The sequence below is a fragment of the Alkalimarinus coralli genome, assembly GCF_023650515.1.
In the GTDB taxonomy this organism is placed as follows: domain Bacteria; phylum Pseudomonadota; class Gammaproteobacteria; order Pseudomonadales; family Oleiphilaceae; genus Alkalimarinus; species Alkalimarinus coralli.
In genome coordinates this window covers 3,973,930-3,998,089 of sequence record NZ_CP096016.1, presented here as the reverse complement: position 1 = coordinate 3,998,089, position 24,160 = coordinate 3,973,930, and the positions used below count along the sequence as shown (strand labels likewise).

The window sequence follows — 24,160 nt, the reverse complement described above, 5'->3', positions numbered from 1 at the left end:
TACCAGTAAAGAACGTTCAAACACCTTAGACGGGATTCAAAGTGAAGAGTACAGATCCCGCCTGGTTGATGGGGCTAATCAGTTAGGCGTGAGCCTAATTGAGCCGCAGTCTAGCCAGCTGCTGAGTTACTTAACGCTGCTGAACAAGTGGAATAAGGCATACAACCTTACCGCTGTGCGCAACCCGGAAGAGATGCTGACTCGTCATTTAATAGACTCTCTTAGTATTGTGCCTTGGGTTAAGGGGGAGAATATTATTGATGTGGGGACTGGGCCAGGGTTACCCGGTATTCCACTAGCCATCTTGTTTCCAGAAACCCGTTTTACCTTGCTCGACAGCAATGGCAAGAAGACACGTTTTCTAACGCAATGTAAGTTAGAGATGGGGCTTGGCAACGTTACGGTTGTGCATGGTCGAGTAGAAGAATTTAAGCCGCAACAGCCGTTTGATCAAGTCATCTCAAGGGCCTTCAGCGCAATCGAAAATATGGTTGGCTGGTGTTCTCATTTAGTTGATGATAGAGGGCAGTTTTTGGCGATGAAGGGGGTATTTCCTGAAGAAGAGCTGACTAGCTTGCCGGATGGATATAAAGTAGAACAAAGCCATTCGCTGGAGGTGCCCGGCAGTGATGGCGAAAGACATCTTATTATTATCCGCAAAACCAGATAGATTATCACGTTATAGGAGAGTCAGGTATGGCACGAATATTTGCCGTTACCAATCAAAAGGGTGGCGTAGGCAAAACAACAACCTGCGTTAATCTGTCTGCGTCGTTGGCGGCTACCAAGCGAAAAATATTAATGGTTGACCTTGATCCTCAAGGAAACGCTACGATGGGAAGTGGTGTTGACAAAAATGAGGTGAATAAAACCGCTTATGATGTGTTAACAAAGAAAGCCGATATCAATGAAGTGATTGTGCGGGCTGAAGAGTCTGGCTTTGATGTTATTCCTGCCAATGGCGATGTGACGGCGGCTGAGGTTGAGCTATTAAATGAAATCGGCCGCGAGCACCGCCTCAGGCTGGCGCTTAATAAAGTTAGAGAAAACTATGACTTTATTTTGATTGATTGCCCACCTTCTCTTAACATGCTGACCGTTAATGCTCTGTCGGCATCCGATAGTGTGATTATCCCAATGCAGTGTGAATATTATGCACTTGAAGGTCTGGCTGCATTGATGAATACCATTGAGCAGATAAGGGAAACAATTAACCCCTCGCTTGAGATAGAAGGTATATTGAGGACAATGTATGACCCCCGTAATAGCCTAACTCGAGATGTTTCATCTCAGCTTCAAGAATATTTTGGGGATCAGGTTTATGGGTCAGTTATACCCAGGAATATCAGGTTGGCAGAAGCGCCAAGTTACGGACTTCCCGCTTTGAAATACGATAAGGGCTCAAAGGGGGCCTTATCTTATCTGGCTCTCGCAGGAGAAGTTGTTCGTAAGACTAAAGCCAAGGCTAAGGAAAAAGCAGCAGCGTTGGCTTAGGCTGGCTTTATAGCTGAGAGCTTCCCCAGAAGGCTTATTTCAGATAACTTGATGTGGGTATTAATATTCAAACTCATTAGCTAATTCTGTTACTCCCTGTTGGTTAGAAAGACAAACGATTAAGGTTGATCATGGTTGCAAAGAAACGAGGTTTAGGCGAACGCGGTTTGGGTGCGTTATTAGCGGGTTCAAAGGTTAAGCTCCAAACCGAAGCTACCCAGGATGGTGAGTTAAGAGAGCTACCCGTTGACTTGGTTCAGCGCGGCGTTTATCAGCCTAGACGGGATATGGATCCTGATGCGCTGGAAGAGCTTGCAGAGTCAATTCAGCAGCAGGGTGTGATGCAACCGATTATCGTAAGGCCCATTGCTGAAAGCCGGTACGAAATTATTGCCGGTGAGCGTCGTTGGCGGGCAACTCAGTTGGCAGGCCTTGATCGGGTGCCTGCAATCATTAGGGATGTCCCTGATGAAGCGGCCGTGGCAATGGCACTGATTGAAAACATCCAGCGAGAAAATCTCAATGCCATGGAAGAGGCAATAGCCCTTCAGCGACTTCAAGATGAGTTTGAGCTAACCCAGCAAGAGGTCGCTCAGGCGGTTGGTAAGTCCCGCTCCACAGTGACCAATCTGTTGCGCTTGATAGGTCTCTCTAACGAAGTGAAAGTAATGCTTGAGCATGGCGACCTCGAAATGGGCCATGGTCGAGCTATGTTGTCACTGTCGCCAGAATTACAGCTTCAGGCTGCAAACCAGGTCATTGCCAAGTCGTTGTCGGTGAGGCAGACCGAAGCATTAGTCAGAAAGCTGCAAGAGCAGAAAGACCATCCAAAGGAAGCCAAAAAAGTAGATCCGGATATTCGCCGGCTGCAACAGGATCTTTCTGAAAGAATAGGTGCGAAAGTGGCTATTAATCATACTTCAAAAGGAAAGGGAAAACTGGTTATTCAATACAGCAGTGTTGACGAACTGGATGGAATCTTAAATCACATAAAGTGATAAATATCAAAATTACCAAACTTCACACAAATCATCCTGTCGAATGAATTTGATTTAAACAGGTGTTTAAAACGACTGTTATACCATATATAGGTGAATCTATAATTTGCTCATACAACTTGTATTTTGGTTGTTTTATATACACTTATCTTAGATTAAAAAATAGCCAAATTTTTATACTAAAACCACGATAAACGGCCCTTTTTTGTTGAATGCTGGCCAGTTAATCAATATAATTTGCCTCGCCTGAGGTGGCGGCTATTAATATCACCTTGTTTGGCGGGGTTTTAAAAGCGGAATCGCACAATTGTGGAAGCCTGTATACGGCTGAAACCCAAAACATTTGGGTGGAGCGTTACAGCATTTGATTTAGCGAGAATGCATTTTGTATTGTGAGAGTGCATGAGCGGTAAGAAAACAGTTTCCGGAATTAAGCGACCGGCAATTTACCGATTAATTGGGGTTCAGTTGGGAGCTACCCTGATAATAAGTGTCGGTTTTTTGCTGAAAGATCAGGTAGCAGCGTACTCGGCACTACTGGGTGGGCTCGTGTTTATACTGCCTAATATTTATTTTGCTTATAAAGCCTTTGCTCACACGGGTGCGAGAGCCGCACGTCAGATAGTTAACTCCTTTTATAAAGGTGAAGCAGTAAAACTGGCGTTAACTGCAGTTCTGTTTACTGTGGTTTTTGTGTCAGTAAAACCGTTAAACGTTTTAGCGCTGTTTGCAACCTTTATTATTGTATTAACGACGAATTGGCTGACTCCGCTTTTGCTGAGTCATCAGCCACAGCGGAAATAGAGTTTGAGAGCATAATATGGCAGGCGAAACCCTCACCGCATCATCCTATATACAGCACCACCTTCAGAATCTTACCTATGGTAAACACCCTGAAGGCGGCTGGATGTTTGCTCATACAGCACAAGAAGCCAAAGAAATGGGTTTTTGGGCCATTCATGTGGATACCATGGGTTGGTCTATTGCGTTAGGCGTCCTATTCTTATGGTTGTTCCGTTCAGCTGCAAAAAAGGCAACGACTGGTGTTCCTGGTGGTTTGCAGAACTTTGTAGAAATCATGATCGAGTTTGTTGACAACAGTGTCAAAGAAACCTTTCATGGCCGAAATAAAGTGATTGCACCTTTAGCGCTGACAATTTTTTGCTGGGTTTTCCTGATGAACTTCATGGATTTAATCCCAGTAGATTTCCTACCTAGATTAGCTCAGATCATCACTGGTAATGAGCACTTGTACTTTAAGGTTGTACCGACTACTGACCTTAACGCAACACTAGGTATGGCGTTTTCAGTCTTTGCCCTGATTGTCTATTACAGCATCAAAGTAAAAGGCGTTAGTGGCTTTGTTGGCGAGCTTACTTTACAACCGTTTGGTAAGTGGATGATTCCTTTTAACTTATTGTTGGAAGGTGTTGGTCTAATTGCCAAGCCTATTTCATTAGCATTGCGACTATTCGGTAACTTATATGCTGGTGAATTGATCTTTATCCTTATTGCACTATTGCCTCTATGGATTCAGTGGGGCTTGTCGGTGCCATGGGCGATATTCCATATTCTTGTAATTGTATTGCAAGCATTCATCTTTATGATGCTGACAATCGTCTACTTGAGCATGGCACACGAAGATCACTAAGCAGTCTATTTTGTAATAGGCCGTGAGTTCTTTAGTAATAGACTGTTAGTAGTAGTTTCAACCTTAGCTTTAAAACTTTAACTTTAACTTTAATCACTTAAAATTTAGGAGTGAAAATGGAAACTGTAGTTGGCTTAACCGCGATTGCTGTAGCGCTTTTGATCGGACTTGGTGCCTTGGGTACTGCGATTGGATTCGGTTTGTTGGGCGGAAAGTTCCTTGAAGGTGCTGCTCGTCAGCCTGAAATGGTTCCTATGCTTCAGGTTAAAATGTTCATCGTTGCTGGTCTTCTTGATGCTGTAACAATGATCGGTGTTGGTATCGCGTTGTTCTTCACCTTCGCTAACCCGTTTGTTGCTCAAATTGCTGGTTAATTTGCTGTTATAAGTGAAACCCTGGTTTTTACATTTAATAGGTTTACTTAATAACTGCGAGAGGTGTTGACGTGAACATTAACTTGACAATGATTGGTCAAGCCATCTCATTCTTTATCTTTGTCGTATTTTGTATGAAATACGTTTGGCCTCCAGTGATGGAAGCGCTGAAAGAAAGACAGAAGAAAATTGCGGATGGTTTAGATGCTGCTGATCGTGCATCCCGTGATCTTGATTTGGCCCAGGAAAAGGCTAAACAAGAATTACGCGAAGCTAAGTTACAGGCGGCTGAACTGATCGAGCAAGCAAACAAGCGTTCTGCCCAAATCGTCGAGGAAGCTAAAGAGCAAGCTCGTGAAGAAGGTGAGCGTTTGGTTGCAGCAGCGAAAGCTGAAATCGAACAGGAAAGCAATCGTGCGAAAGAGGCACTGCGTGCTGAAGTCGCAGCCATTGCTGTAGCGGGTGCCGAGAAAATTCTGCAAACCTCTATTGATTCTAACGTTCATGGCGACTTGCTTAATAAGCTTGCCGCTGAACTATAAGAGAGGTTTGATATGGCAGAGTTAACAACGGTAGCCCGGCCATACGCAAAAGCGGCTTATGCTGCTGCGCAAAGCCAGAATGCATTGGCAGAATGGTCTGCCATGCTGGGCTTTAGTGCTGCGGTAGCTGCTGATCAGAACATGAAGAACGTTTTGGATCATCCTTCACTAACCAGTGAAAAGAAGGCTGAAACGTTTGTAAGTGTTTGTGACGGCAAGCTGTCAGAAGAAGGCAAGAACTTTATTTCGGTTCTTGCTGACAACAAACGGCTGACATTGCTACCAGAAATTGCTGCCTTATTTGAGCTATTCAAGGCCCAACAGGAACGATCTGTTGAGGTTGAAGTTGAAAGCGCATTCGAATTGAGTGCGGAGCAGCAAGACCAACTGGCACAAGCACTAACTAAAAAACTGGATCGAAAAGTAAATATCAGCTCTACGACTAACTCAGAACTTCTGGGTGGCGTGATTATGAGAGCTGAGGATCTGGTTATCGACGGTTCTGTTCGTGGAAAACTTGCGAAATTGGCCGAGGCAATTAATTCCTAGGCGACACTATTCAGGTCTAAATACCTGGATTAATGACTTAGGTTTAAGGACTCTTTTTTGAGGACATTTGCATGCAGCAATTAAATCCTGCTGAGATTAGCGAAATCATCAAGAAGCGCATTGAGAAGCTCGATGTATCTTCTGAAGCCCGTAATGAGGGCACTATCGTCAGTGTTTCTGATGGTATCGTTCTAGTCCATGGTCTTGCCGACGTAATGTACGGTGAGATGGTTGAATTTGAAAACGGTGTTTACGGCATGGCGCTTAACTTGGAGCGTGATTCTGTAGGTGTCGTAGTATTGGGTGATTACAATGGCTTGGCCGAAGGTCAAAAAGCCAAATGTACTGGCCGAATTCTTGAAGTACCTGTTGGTGAACAACTTCTGGGTCGCGTTGTAGATACGCTAGGTAACCCTATCGATGGCAAAGGCCCTATCGATACTAACCTTACTGATGCAATCGAAAAAGTTGCACCAGGCGTAATCGAACGTCAATCTGTTGATGAGCCTGTTCAGATCGGTCTTAAAGCGATCGACTCAATGGTTCCAATTGGCCGTGGTCAGCGTGAGTTGATTATCGGTGACCGTCAGATAGGTAAGACGGCTATTGCAATCGATGCGATTATTAACCAGAAAGACACCGGCATTAAGTGTGTATACGTAGCGATTGGTCAGAAGCAATCTTCTATCGCTGCTGTTGTACGTAAGCTCGAAGAGCACGGTGCAATGGATCACACTATCGTTGTAGCCGCTGGCGCATCAGACCCTGCAGCAATGCAGTTCCTGGCTCCATACGCTGGTTGTACAATGGGTGAGTACTTCCGTGATCGTGGTGAAGACGCTCTGATTGTATTTGATGATTTGACCAAGCAGGCTTGGGCATATCGTCAGATCTCTCTATTGTTACGTCGTCCGCCAGGTCGTGAAGCATATCCAGGTGACGTTTTCTACTTGCACTCACGTTTGCTAGAGCGTGCATCACGCGTAAACGCTGACTATGTAGAAAAGTTCACCAACGGTGAAGTTAAAGGCCAAACGGGTTCTTTGACTGCACTTCCAATTATCGAGACTCAAGCTGGTGACGTATCTGCATTCGTACCGACTAACGTAATCTCGATTACCGACGGTCAGATCTTCCTTGAATCGAGCCTGTTTAACGCGGGTATTCGCCCGTCGATGAATGCGGGTATTTCGGTTTCTCGTGTAGGTGGTGCCGCACAGACTAAAGTCATCAAGAAGTTAGGTGGTGGTATTCGTCTGGCATTGGCTCAGTACCGTGAATTGGCAGCTTTTGCTCAGTTCGCTTCTGACCTTGATGAAGCTACTCGTAAGCAGTTGGAGCACGGTCAACGTGTTACAGAGCTTATGAAGCAGAAGCAGTATAGCCCAATGAGTGTCGCTGAAATGGCGGTATCTCTATATGCTGCTAACGAAGGCTTCCTTGATGATGTAGAAGTTAAGAAAGTGGTAGATTTTGAGGCTTCTTTGATCTCTTACATGAACGCTGAACAAGCGGACTTGTTGGCTAAGATCAACGAAAAAGGCGATTATAACAATGAAATCGCTGATGGTCTTAAAGCTGCCATTGAGAAATTTAAAGCTACTCAGACTTGGTAATTGCGAATAGCCTGTCGTTAAATTGATAAATAACTTGATGACAGGCGTCGTCAATCCATTAGGGTAAATATATGGCCGTCGGAAAAGAAATACGCAATCAGATTACAAGTATTCAGAGCACGCAGAAAATTACCAGCGCTATGCAAATGGTTGCTGCTAGTAAAATGCGTAAAGCTCAGGAACGTATGAGTTTGGGGCGACCTTACGCTGATAGAATTCGTGGCGTAATTGGACACCTTGCAAATGCGAACCCTGAATACAACCACTTGTATCTGCAAGAGCGCGAAGTTAAGCGTGTTGGCTATATTGTTGTTTCAACCGATCGTGGACTCTGTGGTGGTTTGAACAGTAACTTGTTCAAAAAGACTGTTGCAGATATGAAAGATTGGAATGACAAAGGTGTTGAAATAGACATCTGTGCTATTGGTCAAAAAGCGGTTTCATTGTTTAAAAGTTACGGCGGAAACGTTGTAGCGGCTCTATCTCACTTAGGTGATCAACCATCAGCAGTTGACTTGATTGGTTCAGTTAAAGTGATGTTAGATGCATACGATGAAGGTAAGATCGATCGTTTATACGTCGTTCATAACCGTTTCGTGAACACCATGACACAAGAGCCAACTGTATCTCAGCTTCTGCCTTTGCAAGCTGCAGAGGAAAATGAGTTCAAGCACCACTGGGATTATCTATATGAGCCAGATGCCAAACAGTTATTGGATGGTCTTCTAACTCGCTTTATAGAGTCTCAGGTTTATCAGGGTGTAGTTGAAAACGCAGCATGTGAGCAAGCCGCTCGTATGATCGCGATGAAGAGCGCAACTGATAACGCGGGTGACATGATAAACGAACTGCAGCTAGTGTATAACAAGGCACGCCAAGCAGCGATTACTCAGGAACTGTCTGAGATTGTTAGCGGTGCAGCAGCAGTATAAGTGGCAGTACAGAATTTAGATTAACGAGGAACCGAGCATGAGTAGCGGAAGTATCGTACAGATCATTGGCGCGGTCATTGACGTGGAATTCCCACGAGATTCAGTGCCAAAGGTTTATGATGCTCTGAAAGTTGAGGGTAGAGAAACTACACTTGAAGTTCAGCAGCAGTTAGGCGATGGTATCGTACGTACGATTGCCATGGGTAGTACTGAAGGTTTGAAGAGAAGCTTGGAAGTGTCTAACACTAACAAGCCTATTTCTGTGCCTGTAGGTACCGAAACTTTAGGGCGTATTATGGACGTTCTAGGTAACCCAATTGATGAAGCAGGCCCTATTGGTGAAAAAGAGCAAATGGCTATTCACCGTAAGGCACCAAGCTATGCTGAGCAATCAGCTAGCGCAGACTTGCTTGAAACCGGAATTAAAGTCATCGACCTGGTTTGCCCTTTCGCTAAAGGCGGTAAGGTTGGACTATTTGGTGGTGCCGGTGTTGGTAAGACTGTAAACATGATGGAACTTATCAACAACATCGCGAAAGAGCACTCAGGTCTCTCTGTATTCGCAGGTGTTGGTGAGCGTACTCGTGAGGGTAACGACTTCTACTACGAAATGAAGGAGTCAAACGTTCTGGATAAAGTGGCCATGGTTTACGGTCAGATGAATGAGCCTCCAGGAAACCGTCTACGTGTAGCATTGACTGGTTTGACCATGGCAGAGAAGTTCCGTGACGAAGGTCGTGACGTACTGTTGTTTGTTGACAACATCTACCGTTACACACTTGCTGGAACAGAGGTATCTGCACTGCTAGGCCGTATGCCTTCAGCGGTTGGTTACCAGCCTACGTTGGCAGAAGAGATGGGTGTTCTTCAGGAGCGTATCACTTCTACCAAGAATGGTTCTATCACGTCTATCCAGGCAGTATATGTACCTGCGGATGACTTGACTGATCCATCACCAGCAACAACGTTCTCTCACTTGGACGCAACCGTTGTACTAAGCCGTGATATCGCTGCCAAGGGTATTTACCCAGCGATTGATCCACTTGATTCAACAAGCCGTCAGCTAGATCCATTGATCATCGGGCAAGAGCACTATGAAATTGCTCGTGGCGTTCAGACTGTTCTTCAGCGTTACGCAGAACTGAAAGATATCATTGCGATCCTGGGTATGGACGAGCTTTCTGAAGAAGATAAGCAAGTTGTTGCACGTGCTCGTAAGATTGAGCGTTACTTGTCTCAGCCTTTCCACGTAGCAGAAGTATTTACTGGTTCTCCTGGTAAGTATGTATCTCTTAAAGATACTATCCGTGGCTTTAAAGGCATTTTGGCTGGTGAGTACGATGACCTGCCAGAACAGGCTTTCTACATGGTCGGTTCAATCGACGAAGCCGTAGAAAAAGCCAAGACTATGAAATAATTATCCCTTATCAAATGTGGATAAGAGTGGATAAGAGGCAAAGCATATGGGTATTTCCGTGCATTGCGATATTGTAAGTGCTGAAGAAGAGATATTTTCCGGACGTGTAGAGATGGTTATCGCTGCAGGTCTTGAAGGTGATTTGGGTGTGGCTCCTGGCCATACCCCACTTCTTTCTGCTTTAAAGCCTGGCCCGATCCGAGTGATCAAGCAAGGTGGAGAAGAGGAAGTCTTCTATGTATCCGGTGGATATCTGGAAGTTCAGCCAAATATCGTGACTATACTGTCTGACAGTGCTCAACGTGCGGCTGATATGGACGAAGCAGCAGCTTTGGAAGCGAAGCAAGAGGCCGAGAAGGCTCTGGCTAATCAAAGTGGTGACTTCGATTACTCGAAGGCAGCTACTCAGCTTGCAGAAGCAGCAGCTAGACTCCGTACCATTCAGCAGTTGCGAAATAAATTGCGTTAATCTTTCTGTAATAATATTGCAGTATTGTTAAGCGTAATTTGTCTCAGAAGAGGGTGACTTTTAAGTCGCCCTTTTTTGTTTGAATGGCATGGCAATCATGTTGTAGATCAAAACTCTCGCCATTTAACAACCTTTCACATTATTTTGCCTGATAATAGGGCTTGACCCCTTTCATATTGGTTAGCATGGGTACAATAATTCCCTTTTTATATCGTATAATGAGCCGCAATATTCCAGTGACCATTTAATACAGTAAGGAAACGTCTTAATGAGTGTTCATGTAGTTATTCTTGCAGCCGGTCAAGGCTCGCGCATGAAATCAAACCTTCCAAAAGTTTTACATCCACTTGCTGGAAAGTCTCTACTGCATCATGTTGTCGAAAATGCTGAAAATTTAGGTACCGCAGGGACTCATATTGTCATTGGGCATGGAGCAGAGCTGGTCAGGGAGTCGTTTAAAAATATTACCACGTCAAATGATATTCACTGGTCAATACAGGAGCAACAACTAGGCACTGGCCATGCCGTTGCTCAGGCACTGCCGAATGTCCCGGATGATGTGACGGTACTTATTCTATATGGTGATGTTCCATTAACAAATACACAAACGTTAAACGCGTTGCTCAAACATGTCAGTGAAAAGAGCATTGCACTGTTGACTGTCGCGCTCGAAGACCCATCTGGCTATGGCCGTATTGTGCGAGATAGCTCAGGCTTTGTAACGTCAATAGTAGAACAAAAAGATGCAACGCCCCAGCAATTGGCTATTAACGAAATAAATACCGGGATTCTCGCAGCTCCTGCATCAAAATTAAAAGAGTGGCTACCTAAACTTTCCAACTCCAATGCTCAAGGTGAATACTACCTAACTGACATCATTGCGATGGCGGTTGATGACCAGATGGAAGTCGCAGTTGCGCATCCGGCTTGTGAAGAGGAAGTCCAGGGAATTAACAATCGCGTTCAACTAGCGGCATTGGAGCGTTGGTATCAAGCGCAGCAAGCAAAACGGTTGATGACTGAGGGGGCAACGGTTATTGACCCATCAAGGCTTGATGTTCGCGGCAATGTAACAATTGGCAAAGATGTTTTTCTTGATATCAATGTTGTGTTGGAAGGTGACGTGGAGTTGGCAGAAGGCGTTGTGATTGGCCCTAACTGTATTATCAAAAACTCTAAAATAGGCCGCAATACCACCATCCACGCTAACTCGATTGTTGAAGATAGTTCAGTTGGTGAAAGCGTTAATGTGGGCCCGTTTGCACGGCTTCGTCCAGGTACGCAACTCGCTAATAAATCAAAAGTGGGTAACTTTGTTGAAACCAAAAAAGCGATTGTGGGTGAGGGTAGTAAAATTAACCACCTGAGTTACGTTGGTGATGCAGAGCTTGGAACCAATGTTAATGTCGGTGCAGGGACAATCACTTGCAACTATGATGGTGTGAATAAGTTCAAGACAGAAATTGCTGATGACGTTTTTGTCGGGTCTAACAGCTCACTTGTTGCCCCTGTGAAAATAGGCAAAAAAGCGACTATTGGTGCTGGCTCAACGGTCACCAAAGAGGTTGAAGCTGAGCAACTGGCTGTCGCCCGTGGTAAGCAACGAAATGTAGATGGTTGGAAGCGGCCAGTTAAGCAATAACAGAATTTATTCTATAGGGTGCGCTTGCGCACCAAATCTTGAGTTAACCGACTCAAGTTCAAAAATTGGTGTAAAGAATCAAACGGTGCGCAAGCGCACCCTATATCAGGAATAGTAAAATGTGTGGAATCGTTGGTGCTGTAGCACAAAGGGATGTGGCTGAAATTCTTGTTGAAGGACTGAGAAGGCTTGAGTATCGAGGTTACGACTCGGCAGGTGTTGCGCTGTTAACAAAAGAAGGTGAATTTAATCGAGTACGAAGAGTTGGCAAAGTTCAGTCACTCATGGATGCACTTGAAGAATCACCTTGCGCTGGAGGCACCGGGATCGCTCATACTCGCTGGGCGACTCATGGTGAGCCAAATGAACTCAATGCCCACCCTCATACCTCAGGTGAGCGTATTGCGGTAGTACATAACGGTATAATCGAAAACCATCATGCTCTGCGTGAAATGCTAATCAAACAGGAATATGAGTTTACCTCAGATACTGATACCGAAGTCATCGTTCACCTGGTGCATTTTGAATTAACACGACACGACACTCTGCTTGCAGCTTTTCAGGCAACGATAAAGCAACTGGAAGGCGCGTATGGCGCAGTGGTGATGGATAAGACAGACCCAGAGCGTCTGATCGCTGCTCGCTCAGGCAGCCCTCTGGTTATAGGTTATGGCTTGGGCGAAAACTTTCTCGCATCTGATCAGTTAGCGCTGTTACCTGTCACCCGAAATTTTGCCTTTCTTGAAGAAGGCGATATTGCTGAATTGACCCGGCAGAAAGTCACCATTTATGACGCTAATGGCCAGCAGGTAGAGCGTCAGATAAAAGAGTCTGATATTACTCATGACGCCGGTGACAAAGGGCCTTTCAAGCATTACATGTTGAAAGAAATTTATGAGCAGCCAATTGCACTAAAAAATACGCTTAAAGACCGAGTAGTGGCAGGTAAGCTTTCGGCCAATATTTTTGGTGAGAATGCTGAAGACATCTTAAAAGATATTAAACATGTACAGATTATAGCTTGCGGAACAAGCTATAACGCAGGTATGACAGCACGCTATTGGTTTGAGGAGCTGGCCGGAATCTCCTGTAATGTGGAAATAGCCTCAGAATTTCGTTACCGAAAACCGGTTGTTCACCCCCATTCTCTGCTGGTTACTATTTCCCAGTCTGGTGAAACGGCTGACACGCTGGCAGCATTGAGGCTTGCCAAAGAACTGGGTTTTAAATCAAGCCTGACGATATGTAATGTCCCGGGTTCTTCAATGGTGCGTGAATCAGATCTGGCGTACATGATGAACGCAGGAGCCGAGATCGGTGTTGCTTCAACCAAGGCATTCACCGTTCAGTTAACAGGTTTATTACTGCTGGTAGCTGCTATTGGAAAACACAATCAAATGGACTCAGAAACAGAGTCTGATATTGTTGCGGCCCTGCTGTCATTGCCGGCCAAAATCGAACAGGCTCTGGATATGGATGATGAAATCAAAGCGCTTGCAGAAGATTTTGCCGACAAACACCACAGCTTGTTTTTAGGCCGGGGTGACCAATACCCCATTGCAATGGAAGGGGCGCTAAAGCTTAAAGAGATCTCTTATATCCACGCTGAAGCCTATGCAGCAGGTGAACTAAAACATGGCCCATTGGCACTCATCGATGCGGATATGCCGGTGATTGTGGTTGCGCCGAATAACGAGTTACTTGAAAAGCTGCACTCAAACGTTGAAGAAGTCAGAGCGCGTGGTGGCCTGATGTACGTGTTTGCAGACAGTGGTGCACACTTTAAAAGTGATGACACAATGAAAGTGTTGGATGTCCCTCAGTGCGATAAGATTGTCGCACCAATTCTCTATACCGTACCGCTTCAGTTGCTTAGTTATCATGTGGCTTTGATAAAAGGAACAGATGTCGATCAACCGCGAAACCTAGCAAAATCGGTTACTGTAGAGTAGTTAGTTTCCAACTTTATTTTCTTTTGTCGGTGAACAATAAAGTCGTTAATAAAACAATATAGTTGTTAACTTTTGCCATCTGAGCTACTTTAATGAAAAGCGAGTTTGGTTGGCAATTTACTATGGGGAAGAAGCAATATTGGAACTCTGAAGCCAAAAACAAACGGTGGATCAAGGAAGGCAGAGGCCAAGGCACAAGTTCCAACTACAAGCCATGGTTAACTGTTCGTGATGTAGCCTCCGATGGTCGCTCTCACCGAGTTTATGGCCAAATTACTCAGCGTATCTATCATCTACTCTCCGATCTAGAACTCGCAACATTCCTACTGCTTCAATGGCGCTCAACGACTACAGACATTCGAGAGCAGTTTCCACTAGATCGTAAGTTGACGCGTGAGATAAGTAAGCAATTGGGAGTGCAACATCCCAATTATCAAGGTGTGGATTAATACATGAGCAGCGACTTTGTCGTTGACTCTCTAGAGAAAGACAAGCCGGGGTTTGCCATTCAGCTCAAATCAAAGGAAGCATATAGTGACCCTGGAACAATAGAAAAACTTGAATTAGAACGGGTAGAAGTTACAGCCCGCTGGAAGCTATAGTAAGTTGCTCTGAGAAGTAAAACCATGAATGCAGTGATATCTTGAACTATATTTGGATATAGTTTATTACGTGAAGGCAAGAAATAACGCAAGATGATAAAAGTCAAAACTAAGATTCTATCTAAGGCTCTGGAGTGTTTTAATGTTAATTCGTTGTGTTGCGGTTAGGATTGTTTTCATTGCGTTAACTTTTCTTAACTCGGTGTCTATTGTCAGCGCAAATGAATGTAAAGAGCTTAGCGCGACCGGAAATTCGGAATACCCCCCTTATCTTTGGCACAATAATGGCGACGATAACCGGTTACGGGGCGCTATAGACTTTATTATTTCAGAAATAGGCGTTCGCCTAAGTCTTGATATTAACCTAAAACATGTAGGTGCTTGGTCCAGAGCTCAAGAAGAAGTTAAGTTCGGTCGCATAGATATGATTGCAGGGGCATTTTATACCACACCCCGGAGTCAATGGATGGACTATGTTCACCCCCCTTTTTTGAGTACAAAAAGTGTTGTCTGGCAGCATAAAGAAAAGAACTTTAATTATCGTGAAAAGAAAAACCTCGTCGGAAAGTTGGGTGCGACGGTCATCAACAATAGCTTTGGTCAGGAGTTTGATGAGTTTGCCTCGGAACAGCTAACCATTGAGTTCGTTGCTAGTTTGGAACAAGCTTTTAAAATGCTGATCTTAAAGCGAGTAGATTACGTACTTTATGAAAAAAACCCGGGGATTTATTATGCTACTCAAATGAGGATTGCGGACAATATAGTACCTTTATCCCCATCGGTTAGCAGTGAAGGACTTTATTTAACTATCTCAAAAAAATCAAAATGCAATACTCGTACTTTACGCGCTGCGCTCGCAAAGGTTATCCGAGAGATGATTGATGATGGCTATATGGATAAAGCGCTAGAGAAGGGGTTTGAACTCCGGAAAAGGTAAGATATAAACCTTTAAACGGTAGGCGTGCAGATCTAACATCTAACACGCCCGAGGCTGAAACTACGTGCGTAGTCTGTTAGGCATATTGAGCCACCAAACTATTCCATCGCTCGCGCTGCTCCTGAAGGTTAGACTTAAGCTCTTTGTACTGCTTCATTGCTTCAGACTTATCATAAGCCTCGATTAAGTCGTTCTTCTTCATTTCCAGCCATGCTTTTTTGGCTTCATACGCTTGGTTAATATGCTCAATCAGGTGTTCGTATTCTGTATGTAGTTTATCTCTTATTTCATCAGCATTGGGGAGTTTACTGAGTCCATCATTGGCTTTTTGTAGCAGCATTTGGGCTTTGGCCTTTTCAATACGCTCGTTGCCGCAACGTCTCAAGTTCCCGGCCAAGCCTAGCTTATCCAAACTCCAGATAAGCCATTTAGTTGGGTCAAACTGCCACCAGCGAATGCCATTGCGATAGTCAAACTGAAAGCTATGGTGGTAATTGTGGTAACCCTCGCCAAAGGTAAAATAGGCGATGAGCGCGTTATCTTTAGCACTGTTTTTATCACTATAGGGTTGGTGGCCCCACAGGTGCGCCAGGGAGTTAATAAAGAATGTCACATGATGAGAAATAACCAGGCGTAGTACACCCACCGTTAGTAACATGCCCCAAATATCGCCATGCCAAAAGCCAATTGCTAACGGGATGCCAAAATTGGTGGCTGCTGATAACCAAATATAGTTCTTGTGCTGCCACATAACGACAGGGTCGCGCTTCAAATCAGGAACATTCGTATAGTCATCGTAACGTTCACGTTGGTACTCTCTCAACATCCAGCCAATATGAGAATACCAGAATCCTTTTTTGGCGGAGTAGGGGTCTTTCTCGTTGTTATCAACATAACGGTGGTGTACACGATGGTCTGATGACCAGTGCAAGGCACTATTTTGCAGGGCAAATGCACCGCCTATGGCATAGATAATACGAATGACGATGTTGGTTTCATAAGCATGATGAGACCACAGGCGGTGGTAGCCCGCAGTGATCGACATACCGCAATAACCAATACAGAGCACCGTGGCGAGCAAATGGTAGCCATCATAGCCATAAACAACCCCGTACCAAGGAACGCCGATTAATGCGACCAACCCGGTAATTGAAAAAATCAGTACATTGGTCCAAATGATATTGGGTTTATTCATAGCGTATTCCGGCAAACAGTTTTAATAGCTTTAGCGAGTATTGGCTTATCATAACAGAGTTTATTTATTTTTTGAGTGATTCAGCTTACAAACGTACGCAATAATTGTGAATTTTTGAATAGTAAACGTAACGGAGAATACTGAACTGTCATTGGAATTAGTTTTTATACGAAAAGCGCTTTAGTACAGGCGACTTGAATCTATTTCCTTTTGCTTCTTTAATAGTTTGACTGAATCATAATTTAGTTTATTTGTTATTAATCTTGATTGTACCCACTACTTCAACTGTTTGTCAGGCTTCAATCTTTTACTCGGTCATTCGGCACAGGCTTTGGTTTAGGGTTACATTTAACGCTGTAACTCATTAAAATGGCTCGGCTTAACTCTTCTTCTATAACCCTTGAGATTCAATATGAATAAGAAATTTCTTTTAGTCGCGCTCATCACGTTGACGGGTTGCCAGACATCAGGTCAATTATCCAGTATGGCATCCAATGGTATGGGTGCGTTTACCTGTGATCAGATTCAAGGTGCGTTTTCCGCTTACGACGCCGATCGGCAGTCGGTTGATGCGTTAACTAATCTGGGGAAGATGATTAACGTTGAATACGGTGAGTTGGCGGGTTCTGTTGTTCAGACTTCAGATGCTTATTATCAAAATGTCAAAGATGCGACTAATATTGCTTTGACCATAAAGGGTTGCCCTCAGTTATAGTTCAGGCGCTCGTAGCCGTGATGAAAGGAGGTTCGACTGGAATCAAGGAGTAACCCGCATCATGGCTTTACTTCTCACCCTTGCCGATTTCGCTCGTCCCTCATGGTATTTAGGCTACATTTCTTGCTCAAGCTTATCTTCAATCTCTAGGAGCAGGTCTTCTAGCTGGCTTGCGTATTCTTGAGGGGCTTCCCATAACCCCCGTTGAATGGCCTCCATCATTCGCTCAGCCATTTCTTGCATCGCTTTCGGGTTGTTTTCCTCTAAAAACCGCCGGTTTTTTTCTTCAAACAGGTAATTATCCGCCACCATTTCATACTGGTAATCAGCAATCATGTCTGTGGTGGCATCGTAGGCAAACAGATAATCGACAGTGGCGGCCATTTCGAACGCGCCTTTATAGCCGTGTCGCTGCATTCCATTGATCCACTTTGGATTAATAACGCGGGATCTAATGACGCGATTGAGTTCTTCTTGCAGTGTTTTTATTTTGGGAGCAGCCGGGTTGGCGTGGTCACCGTGGTAGACCGAGGGGGTATCACCTGAAATCACTCTGACCGCATTGGTCATGCCCCCTTGAAATTGATAGTAGTCATCGGAATCCAGTAAGTCGTGTTCGCGGTTATCCTGGTTCTGTACCACGGCTTCCAGTTGGCCTAAGCGGTGCTCGAATGTTGAAAATGCCTCGGTGCCTTGATCGCTTTGGCCATAGGCATAACCGCCCCAGTTGATATATGCCTCAGCCAGGTCATCGGGTGTATCCCAGCAACGTTCATCGATTAATCCTTGAAGGCCAGCGCCGTAAGCGCCGGGTTTGGAGCCGAACACTCGCCATCGTGCTTGCTGTTGTGCTTGCTCTGGCGAAAGGCCGTCTTGGGTTAAGCGCTCAATATCACTATCGATGCGTTGTTTTATTGTATTGGTGTTACCAGGCTCCTGGTGTTCGGCAAGCGCGGTGACGGCGGCATCATATAGCTTCATGACATTGGGAAAGGCATCACGGAAAAAGCCGGATACCCGTAATGTCACATCGACACGAGGCCGGTTAAATAAGAAATTGGGAATAATCTCGAAGTCGACAACCCGATTAGAGCCTGATGCCCAAACCGGTTTAATGCCCATTAGCGCGAAAGCCTGGGCAATGTCATCGCCTCCGGTACGCATTGTTGCAGTGCCCCACACCGATAGCCCGAGCGTTTTGGGGTAATCACCATGCTCTTGCAGATGGCGCATGACCAATTGCTCTGCGGAGGCCTGCCCCAGCTCCCAGGCGGCAGGAGTTGGAATACTGCGACTATCGACCGAGTAGAAGTTTCTGCCCGTTGGCAGCACATCTAATCGGCCTCGTGTCGGTGCGCCGCTGGCCCCTGGAGGGACAAAGCCACCTTCGAGACCATTTAGAAGTTGTCGTAACTCTTCGCAGGCACTGCCGTCAAAGGCGGGGGCGATAACGTTTGAAATATGCTGAAAAAGTTCATAAGTGCACGCAAACTGGCTCACCATAGCGTGCGCTTGCGCACCGTTTTTTTCATCTATAGCCTGATCCGGAAAGTGGCTTGATATTAACTGTTTAGCGAGTAACTCAAGTTTCTCACGGGTGTCGGCATGGGTTCGCCACGGGCTTGGATGTATATCGCTGAGGATAGCGGGTTGAGGGCCTAACCAAGGTGCTTTGGCGTCAAACTGAAGCGGGTCGAATAGCGGGCTATCCGGCTGTGGTTCCAAGGTTAGTGCTAAATCTTTTACGAGACAACTGAGAATACTGGCATCCTCGACGCGCTGCTCGCCGCGTGGCAGGCGAGTAAGGGCAACCAGCGTATCCACTCGCTGCTCGCCATCAGGTTTTACGCCATAAATATGTAACCCGTCTCGAATTTGTGCTTCTTTAAGATCGCACAGGTAGGCATCTAATTCGTTGAGTACAGCGTTTTCATCGTTAACGTCATCGCCTTTTAAATTCAGTTCAGCCAGTAAGTTAGTGCGGTTGATCAGGTCGAGAATCTTGCTTCTCAGCAGGGCTTCTCTGCGAGCATCCAGCCCCATTGCCTGATACAGCTCATCAACCCATTGTTCAAGCTCCTGGAGCTCTCCGTAGCTTTCTGCTCGCGTCATGGGGGGCATTAGGTGGTCGAGCACCACGGCCTGACTGCGACGTTTTGCCTGTGCCCCTTCACCGGGGTCGTTAACGATAAACGGGTACAGGTGTGGCATTGGCCCCAGCGCGATTTCGGGCCAGCATTGGTTGCTCAGTGCCAGGCCTTTTCCTGGTAACCATTCGAGGTTACCGTGTTTACCTATATGAATAAAGGCATCAACTTCGTAGCTGTGTCTTAGCCAGAAATAGAAGGCCAGGTAGCTGTGAGGGGGCACGAGATCTGGGTCATGATAGTTAGCCGCCACATCGATGTTAAACCCGCGGGCGGGCTGAATACCGACAAATGTTTCCCCTAATCGAATACCTGCGATCATAATACGGCCGGAACGATATTTGGGGTCTTGTGTGGGCTGCCCCCACCGATCTAACACCGCCTGTTGGCACTCTTGAGGCAGGTTATCGAAATAGTGCTGATACTCGTCTATCGCCAGGCTTTGCTGGCAGGGCCTCAAGTCTATACTGTCGAGGTCATTGGTGATGTTGCCTAGCAGTTCTTCAACCAAGGCATTACCGGTGTCGGGTATTGCTTTAACAGGGTAGCCCGCGCCTGCCATTGCGTTAAGTATTTCGATGGTTGAGGCTGGGGTGTCAAGCCCGACTCCGTTGCCGATGCGGCCATCCCGGGTAGGGTAGTTGGCAAGAATAAGTGCAACCCGCTTTTCATTATTAGGCGTGATGGAGAGTGACGCCCAACGAGCAGCAAGTTCGGCAACAAATTCTGCGCGATCCGGTTGCAGCTGGTAACCAACTTGACTGTATTCTGTGCGGTCACTTAGTTGGGTTTCATTTTTAAAACTGATCGCCCGGGAAATAACTCGGCCATCCATTTCGGGCAGCGCAATATTCATAGCGATATCCCGTGCGCGTAACCCTTGGCTGTGTTCGAGCCAATCATCTTCGCTATTCGCCGCGAGAATAACTTGCAGCACCGGTGCATTGACCGAAAATAGGGCATCTGGTTCTAACAAATCTGGTTGAGAGCTAAGGTGTGCATTGCCTAAAGGGGTTTGCGCTCCATTTTCGCTGGTGGTAGATAGGGTCGCTGAGCGAATGGAGAAGGCGGTAGTGTTCAGGAAAATCCGACAGTCACTTTTTTGTGCCAGTTGATCGACCAGAACTTTACACTCTTGTTCTTTTAATGAAGCGGTGGCAATGGGCAATACTGCCAGGCCTTGTTGTTCAAGCACGTTGATAAACGCCGAAAAGGCTTCGGTATTTCCTGCTTGAAGGTGGCTTCGATAGAACAGCAAAATAGCGGTAGGAATTGACTGCCCAGACTGCTCGCGACGCCGATGCACTTTTTGTTGCCACTCCTGAAATGACTGCTCCTGTTGGTGTGGGCAGTAGATCAGTGTTCGGGGCAGTGGGCGAGGCTCTTCAAATGCGGTGATAGATTCGCTGTGAGGCAGAGACGCTTTAAAAAAGGTTTGCTGAATAAAACGATAGGCATTTTCAGTATTGCGAATACCGCCTTCTCGCAAATAGCGCCAGATTCGTATCAGGTCTTCTCTTTCAAGTGTACTGGCTGAGAACAGCTCTTCGTCCGGTTGGTCATCGCCCGGTACAATCGCCAGTTGCGCGCCGGTACTGTTGCAAATTTTCTGAAGTTGCTCAACGCCATAAGGGAGGTAGGCCTTCCCCCCTAATAGTGACACTATAATAAGCTTTGCTTGCTCCAGCACCTTATGGGCATAGAGGTCAAAAGCCGCTGGTTTAGTGAGGTTAACAAAGTTAGCCAGCCGTATACCGGGGTAGTCATCCGGCAGGCGCTCTGCACACTGTGCCAGCATTGATAGCGTACTATCTTGTGCAGCCAGGATGACGATATCTGCCGGTGATTGCTGTAGATCGATGATTCCTTCATCGTCAGAGAACCCACCGGGTTTGGCAGCTAACAGGTGCATTGTCTACTGAGAGTCCATATAGAAACGACTGTCATTCCCGCTTACAAGGTGAATTGCGTAGCAAGAGAGAGCACCCTGGGGTGGGCGGGAATCCATAGCTCGTAGTATTGTTAAAATAGTGGATCCCCGCTTTCGCGAGGATGACAAAGAACAGGTACCCAAGTATGCAGTGATGATCACTACTTAAACCTCAGCCTTCTTTAGCGCGGCGAGCAATAACGCCTCATCCAGCCCCTTACCAATCAATACGATTCGGCTGGAGCGCTCTTCGTCCTGCTGCCATAAGCGGTCAAAGTAGCTTTCAATCCGTTGGCCTACGCCTTGTATGACCTGGCGCATCGGTTTATCTGTCACCGAGGCAAAGCCTTTCGCCCTAAAGATGGTGTGCTCTGCGATGAGCTCTTTGATGATATCGATTAGCTTGTCACTATCAACGCTGCCTAATTGTAACGAGACAGAGTCAAAGTCGTCATGGGCATGCTTATGGTGGTGACCGTGGTCATGGTGGTGGTCATGATGAGTATGAATACCACCGATACGCTCTTCTGTGGCGGCTTCTAAGCCCATAATCAACTCGGATGCAATGTCACCATCGCTCACGTGAATGATTTTTACTTCTTCAGGAACACGGCCGCGCACCGTTTTGTCGACTGACTCTCTAGTTGCTTGATCTAGCAAGTCATTTTTACTGACGACAATCAGGTCGGCTGAGCTAAGCTGGTCTTCCAGCAGCTCTTGCAAGCTTGGGTCATGATCAAGGCTTTCATCAGCTTTACGTTGTTGCTCAACCTGTTGAGGGTTGTGAGCAAAGCGGCCATCGGCAACGGCTGGGCCGTCTATGACGGTAATAACAGAATCAACGGTGCAGTGTGCTTTGATTTCTGGCCAGTTAAACGCCTGTACTAATGGCTTTGGTAGCGCCAGTCCAGAGGTTTCAATCAATATGTGGTCGATATCATCACGGCGTGCGACCAGTTCTTTCATAACCGGTAGAAACTCTTCTTCAACGGTGCAGCAGATACAGCCATTGGCGAGTTCATAAACACCGTTTTCGCCATTGGTTGGTTGTTCTGGTGTGTTTTCTTCTTCACATTCTAATGGGCAGCTTCTAAGCAGATCCGCATCGATATCCAGCTCGCCAAACTCGTTAACGATGACGGCAATACGTTTGCCATTAGCTTGCTTCAAAATATTAGAAAGTAACGTGGTTTTGCCGCTCCCTAAGAAGCCGGTAACAACAGTGGCAGGTATTTTGTTTAGTTGCATGATTGTTCCTTTCATAAACGATCTAAATGAGTTTCACCGTAGCCTTGATGACGGGAGGCACGACCAGAATCAGGGGTTGTTAACTGAGTATTAAAAAATACAAACCCTGACTTCGCTTCGCTGCCTCAAGGCTACAAATATCTTATTCGACTTCGGGTCGCTTTACCTTTCTGGGCTCTGCTGGTTTAACTTTTGGTCGATAAACATGAGCCTGATCTTCGCTATATAAGAACGAATCATCAAAGTTTTCAGGGTCGAGCACATGACCCACCAGAATTAGCGAGGTGCGGGTAAATTTCTTTTCCCGTACTTTATCGACAATGGTGCCGAGGGTGGCGGTAATCTTGTCTGCATCAGGCCAGCTGGTGCGATAGCATACTGCGACCGGGCAGTCTTCGCCATAAAATGGAATCAAGTCTTCGACGATTTTATGGATGCGGGTGACCCCTAAATGAATCGCCAGAGTTGCACCATGCTGTGCCAGTGACTTTAGGTTCTCACGTTCCGGCATGGGGGTTTTACCGGCATAGCGAGTCATGATGACGGTCTGGGTAATGCCGGAAAGCGTCAGCTCCTTGTTTAACCAAGCCGCTGAGGCACTGGTGGCAGTGACACCGGGCACCGTTTCATAAGGAATGCCGAGTTGGTCCAGGCGACGCATCTGCTCACCGGTGGCGCCGTATATTGATGGGTCACCGGAGTGAACCCTGGCAACGTTTTGCCCTTTCTCGTGAGCCTGTTTTATCAGTTCGATAATTTCTTCCAGGTTAAGGGGGGCAGTATCGATAACTAATGCACCCTCTCGGGCGTCAGCCAAAACCTCTTCTGGAACCAGCGAGCCTGCGTAGAGAATGACAGGGCTTTGCTGAATGATTCTTAGCGCCTTAACGGTAATAAGCTCCGGGTCGCCAGGCCCGGCACCGACAAAAAATACACTCATGAGCTAACGGCCTCTGTAGACTTATTGTGGAAGGCGAGTTTTTTTGAATAGCCTCTAGGTGTGTAAACCCAGTCACGTTTGGTTTCACCATTTGTGACAGCAACATGTCGGCTGTCGCTATTACCAACCATCACCAGTGTCAGCATATCGACCTGCGTTGGGTCGAGTTCGGCTAACGTGGTAACCGTCACTTTTTCATCTTGACGGGTGAGGTTACGACCAATAATCACTGGAGTTGTTGCAGGTCGATACTGCAACAAAATCTCTTTTGCTTTGGCTAACTGCCAATCTCGTTTAATTGAAACAGGGTTATAAAATGAGATAACAAAATCACCTTGCCCGGCCGCGTTTAAGCGGGTTTCTATGGTTTCCCACGGGGTTAGCAGGTCGGATAGCGATATCGCGCAAAAGTCATGACCGAGTGGTGCGCCAATTTTACTGGCCGCTGCTTGCATGGCAGATATTCCAGGCACTACTTCAATCTCAATATGCTCCCAACCGGCTTCAGGTTCTTTATCCAATAGCTCGAATACCAGTGTTGCCATGGCAAATATGCCAATATCCCCACTGGAGATGAGTGCTGTATTTTCGCCCTTAGCGGCCAGTTGTAGTGCCAGGCGAGCCCGTTCTATCTCTTCACCCAGTGGACGGTCGTGGCGAACTTTGCCGGCAATGAGGTCTCCTAACAGGTCAAGATAAAGGCCATAAGCCACTAGCTGTTGACTGTCTTCGATGGCGTCTCTTGCGATAGGTGGTAAATACTCCAACCCGCCAGGGCCGGTTCCGATCACGTACAATTTACTCATGGTG

Annotated in this window: 23 protein-coding genes; 18 read left to right on the top strand and 5 right to left on the bottom strand. The window is 46.1% G+C overall.

Going from position 1 to position 24,160, the window contains the following annotated elements; all coding sequences use genetic code 11:
* The first annotated feature begins 34 nt into the window (after positions 1 to 34).
* The 17 genes from rsmG to MY523_RS17865 all read left to right on the top strand — a co-directional run bounded on the left by rsmG (position 35) and on the right by MY523_RS17865 (position 15,175).
* The gene (gene rsmG / locus MY523_RS17945) at positions 35 to 670 is read left to right on the top strand and encodes a 16S rRNA (guanine(527)-N(7))-methyltransferase RsmG (RefSeq protein ID WP_250658846.1); all 636 of its coding nucleotides are present in this window, start codon (positions 35 to 37) and stop codon (positions 668 to 670) included.
* A 26-nt stretch (positions 671 to 696) separates the two neighbouring features.
* The gene (locus MY523_RS17940) at positions 697 to 1,494 is read left to right on the top strand and encodes a ParA family protein (protein WP_250656052.1); all 798 of its coding nucleotides are present in this window, start codon (positions 697 to 699) and stop codon (positions 1,492 to 1,494) included.
* Between the two features lie 131 nt (positions 1,495 to 1,625).
* Entirely contained in the window at positions 1,626 to 2,492 is an 867-nt protein-coding gene (locus tag MY523_RS17935) for a ParB/RepB/Spo0J family partition protein (RefSeq protein ID WP_250656051.1), read from the top strand.
* 402 nt (positions 2,493 to 2,894) lie between these two features.
* Complete coding sequence (locus MY523_RS17930; RefSeq protein WP_250656050.1) at positions 2,895 to 3,296, top strand: F0F1 ATP synthase subunit I; 402 nt, start codon at positions 2,895 to 2,897, stop codon at positions 3,294 to 3,296.
* A gap of 16 nt (positions 3,297 to 3,312) precedes the next feature.
* Complete coding sequence (atpB, locus tag MY523_RS17925; protein WP_250656049.1) at positions 3,313 to 4,143, top strand: F0F1 ATP synthase subunit A; 831 nt, start codon at positions 3,313 to 3,315, stop codon at positions 4,141 to 4,143.
* 116 nt (positions 4,144 to 4,259) lie between these two features.
* On the top strand, positions 4,260 to 4,517 hold the full coding sequence (gene atpE / locus MY523_RS17920; RefSeq protein ID WP_194788647.1) for a F0F1 ATP synthase subunit C: 258 nt from the start codon (positions 4,260 to 4,262) through the stop codon (positions 4,515 to 4,517).
* A 71-nt stretch (positions 4,518 to 4,588) separates the two neighbouring features.
* Positions 4,589 to 5,059, top strand: coding sequence for a F0F1 ATP synthase subunit B (locus MY523_RS17915; RefSeq protein WP_250656048.1), 471 nt, complete (start codon positions 4,589 to 4,591; stop codon positions 5,057 to 5,059).
* Positions 5,060 to 5,071: 12 nt separating this feature from the next.
* Positions 5,072 to 5,608, top strand: a complete 537-nt coding sequence (locus tag MY523_RS17910) for a F0F1 ATP synthase subunit delta (RefSeq protein ID WP_250656047.1) — start codon at positions 5,072 to 5,074, stop codon at positions 5,606 to 5,608.
* A 71-nt stretch (positions 5,609 to 5,679) separates the two neighbouring features.
* Positions 5,680 to 7,224 (top strand): F0F1 ATP synthase subunit alpha, encoded by a 1,545-nt coding sequence (gene atpA / locus MY523_RS17905; protein ID WP_250656046.1) that lies wholly within the window; start codon positions 5,680 to 5,682, stop codon positions 7,222 to 7,224.
* Positions 7,225 to 7,295: 71 nt separating this feature from the next.
* A complete protein-coding gene (gene atpG / locus MY523_RS17900) occupies positions 7,296 to 8,156 on the top strand; it encodes a F0F1 ATP synthase subunit gamma (RefSeq protein ID WP_250656045.1) in 861 nt (286 codons plus the stop codon).
* A 37-nt stretch (positions 8,157 to 8,193) separates the two neighbouring features.
* On the top strand, positions 8,194 to 9,573 hold the full coding sequence (atpD, locus tag MY523_RS17895) for a F0F1 ATP synthase subunit beta (RefSeq protein WP_250656044.1): 1,380 nt from the start codon (positions 8,194 to 8,196) through the stop codon (positions 9,571 to 9,573).
* A 46-nt stretch (positions 9,574 to 9,619) separates the two neighbouring features.
* A complete protein-coding gene (locus MY523_RS17890) occupies positions 9,620 to 10,042 on the top strand; it encodes a F0F1 ATP synthase subunit epsilon (protein WP_250656043.1) in 423 nt (140 codons plus the stop codon).
* A gap of 268 nt (positions 10,043 to 10,310) precedes the next feature.
* A complete protein-coding gene (gene glmU, locus MY523_RS17885) occupies positions 10,311 to 11,684 on the top strand; it encodes a bifunctional UDP-N-acetylglucosamine diphosphorylase/glucosamine-1-phosphate N-acetyltransferase GlmU (RefSeq protein WP_250656042.1) in 1,374 nt (457 codons plus the stop codon).
* A gap of 119 nt (positions 11,685 to 11,803) precedes the next feature.
* The gene (gene glmS, locus MY523_RS17880) at positions 11,804 to 13,636 is read left to right on the top strand and encodes a glutamine--fructose-6-phosphate transaminase (isomerizing) (protein ID WP_250656041.1); all 1,833 of its coding nucleotides are present in this window, start codon (positions 11,804 to 11,806) and stop codon (positions 13,634 to 13,636) included.
* 122 nt (positions 13,637 to 13,758) lie between these two features.
* Positions 13,759 to 14,085, top strand: coding sequence for a PDDEXK family nuclease (locus tag MY523_RS17875; protein ID WP_250656040.1), 327 nt, complete (start codon positions 13,759 to 13,761; stop codon positions 14,083 to 14,085).
* Positions 14,086 to 14,088: 3 nt separating this feature from the next.
* Positions 14,089 to 14,238, top strand: a complete 150-nt coding sequence (locus MY523_RS17870) for a hypothetical protein (protein WP_250656039.1) — start codon at positions 14,089 to 14,091, stop codon at positions 14,236 to 14,238.
* Positions 14,239 to 14,380: 142 nt separating this feature from the next.
* Positions 14,381 to 15,175 (top strand): substrate-binding periplasmic protein, encoded by a 795-nt coding sequence (locus tag MY523_RS17865; protein ID WP_250656038.1) that lies wholly within the window; start codon positions 14,381 to 14,383, stop codon positions 15,173 to 15,175.
* A gap of 76 nt (positions 15,176 to 15,251) precedes the next feature.
* Here the strand turns inward: MY523_RS17865 and MY523_RS17860 are convergent, their stop codons facing one another.
* On the bottom strand, positions 15,252 to 16,370 hold the full coding sequence (locus MY523_RS17860) for an acyl-CoA desaturase (protein WP_250656037.1): 1,119 nt from the start codon (positions 16,368 to 16,370) through the stop codon (positions 15,252 to 15,254).
* A 412-nt stretch (positions 16,371 to 16,782) separates the two neighbouring features.
* Here MY523_RS17860 and MY523_RS17855 point away from each other — a divergent pair, with 412 nt between their 5' ends.
* Positions 16,783 to 17,085, top strand: a complete 303-nt coding sequence (locus MY523_RS17855) for a hypothetical protein (protein ID WP_250656036.1) — start codon at positions 16,783 to 16,785, stop codon at positions 17,083 to 17,085.
* Positions 17,086 to 17,199: 114 nt separating this feature from the next.
* Here MY523_RS17855 and cobN read toward each other — a convergent pair whose 3' ends face one another.
* The 4 genes from cobN to cobJ all read right to left on the bottom strand — a co-directional run bounded on the left by cobN (position 17,200) and on the right by cobJ (position 24,156).
* Positions 17,200 to 21,144 carry a cobaltochelatase subunit CobN gene (gene cobN, locus MY523_RS17850; RefSeq protein ID WP_250656035.1) on the bottom strand — a complete coding sequence of 1,315 codons (3,945 nt, stop codon included), beginning with the start codon at positions 21,142 to 21,144 and terminating at the stop codon, positions 17,200 to 17,202.
* Positions 21,145 to 21,327: 183 nt separating this feature from the next.
* Positions 21,328 to 22,410 carry a cobalamin biosynthesis protein CobW gene (gene cobW / locus MY523_RS17845; RefSeq protein WP_250656034.1) on the bottom strand — a complete coding sequence of 361 codons (1,083 nt, stop codon included), beginning with the start codon at positions 22,408 to 22,410 and terminating at the stop codon, positions 21,328 to 21,330.
* A 142-nt stretch (positions 22,411 to 22,552) separates the two neighbouring features.
* Positions 22,553 to 23,350: a precorrin-4 C(11)-methyltransferase gene (gene cobM, locus MY523_RS17840; RefSeq protein WP_250656033.1), complete on the bottom strand. Its 798-nt coding sequence runs from the start codon at positions 23,348 to 23,350 to the stop codon at positions 22,553 to 22,555.
* Complete coding sequence (gene cobJ, locus MY523_RS17835) at positions 23,347 to 24,156, bottom strand: precorrin-3B C(17)-methyltransferase (RefSeq protein WP_250656032.1); 810 nt, start codon at positions 24,154 to 24,156, stop codon at positions 23,347 to 23,349. The genes cobM and cobJ overlap by 4 nt, the downstream gene beginning before the upstream one ends.
* Positions 24,157 to 24,160 lie beyond the last annotated feature (4 nt).

Excerpts from the sequence above, each read along its gene's own strand:
- MY523_RS17940 (WP_250656052.1), top strand. The coding sequence starts at position 697 with ATGGCACGAATATTTGCCGTTACCAATCAAAAGGGTGGCGTAGGCAAA.
- MY523_RS17935 (WP_250656051.1), top strand. The coding sequence starts at position 1,626 with ATGGTTGCAAAGAAACGAGGTTTAGGCGAACGCGGTTTGGGTGCGTTA.
- MY523_RS17930 (WP_250656050.1), top strand. The coding sequence starts at position 2,895 with ATGAGCGGTAAGAAAACAGTTTCCGGAATTAAGCGACCGGCAATTTAC.
- atpB (WP_250656049.1), top strand. The coding sequence starts at position 3,313 with ATGGCAGGCGAAACCCTCACCGCATCATCCTATATACAGCACCACCTT.
- atpE (WP_194788647.1), top strand. The coding sequence starts at position 4,260 with ATGGAAACTGTAGTTGGCTTAACCGCGATTGCTGTAGCGCTTTTGATC.
- MY523_RS17910 (WP_250656047.1), top strand. The coding sequence starts at position 5,072 with ATGGCAGAGTTAACAACGGTAGCCCGGCCATACGCAAAAGCGGCTTAT.
- atpA (WP_250656046.1), top strand. The coding sequence starts at position 5,680 with ATGCAGCAATTAAATCCTGCTGAGATTAGCGAAATCATCAAGAAGCGC.
- atpG (WP_250656045.1), top strand. The coding sequence starts at position 7,296 with ATGGCCGTCGGAAAAGAAATACGCAATCAGATTACAAGTATTCAGAGC.
- atpD (WP_250656044.1), top strand. The coding sequence starts at position 8,194 with ATGAGTAGCGGAAGTATCGTACAGATCATTGGCGCGGTCATTGACGTG.
- MY523_RS17890 (WP_250656043.1), top strand. The coding sequence starts at position 9,620 with ATGGGTATTTCCGTGCATTGCGATATTGTAAGTGCTGAAGAAGAGATA.
- glmU (WP_250656042.1), top strand. The coding sequence starts at position 10,311 with ATGAGTGTTCATGTAGTTATTCTTGCAGCCGGTCAAGGCTCGCGCATG.
- glmS (WP_250656041.1), top strand. The coding sequence starts at position 11,804 with ATGTGTGGAATCGTTGGTGCTGTAGCACAAAGGGATGTGGCTGAAATT.
- MY523_RS17875 (WP_250656040.1), top strand. The coding sequence starts at position 13,759 with ATGGGGAAGAAGCAATATTGGAACTCTGAAGCCAAAAACAAACGGTGG.
- MY523_RS17870 (WP_250656039.1), top strand. The coding sequence starts at position 14,089 with ATGAGCAGCGACTTTGTCGTTGACTCTCTAGAGAAAGACAAGCCGGGG.
- MY523_RS17865 (WP_250656038.1), top strand. The coding sequence starts at position 14,381 with ATGTTAATTCGTTGTGTTGCGGTTAGGATTGTTTTCATTGCGTTAACT.
- MY523_RS17860 (WP_250656037.1), bottom strand. The coding sequence starts at position 16,370 with ATGAATAAACCCAATATCATTTGGACCAATGTACTGATTTTTTCAATT.
- MY523_RS17855 (WP_250656036.1), top strand. The coding sequence starts at position 16,783 with ATGAATAAGAAATTTCTTTTAGTCGCGCTCATCACGTTGACGGGTTGC.
- cobN (WP_250656035.1), bottom strand. The coding sequence starts at position 21,144 with ATGCACCTGTTAGCTGCCAAACCCGGTGGGTTCTCTGACGATGAAGGA.
- cobW (WP_250656034.1), bottom strand. The coding sequence starts at position 22,410 with ATGCAACTAAACAAAATACCTGCCACTGTTGTTACCGGCTTCTTAGGG.
- cobM (WP_250656033.1), bottom strand. The coding sequence starts at position 23,350 with ATGAGTGTATTTTTTGTCGGTGCCGGGCCTGGCGACCCGGAGCTTATT.
- cobJ (WP_250656032.1), bottom strand. The coding sequence starts at position 24,156 with ATGAGTAAATTGTACGTGATCGGAACCGGCCCTGGCGGGTTGGAGTAT.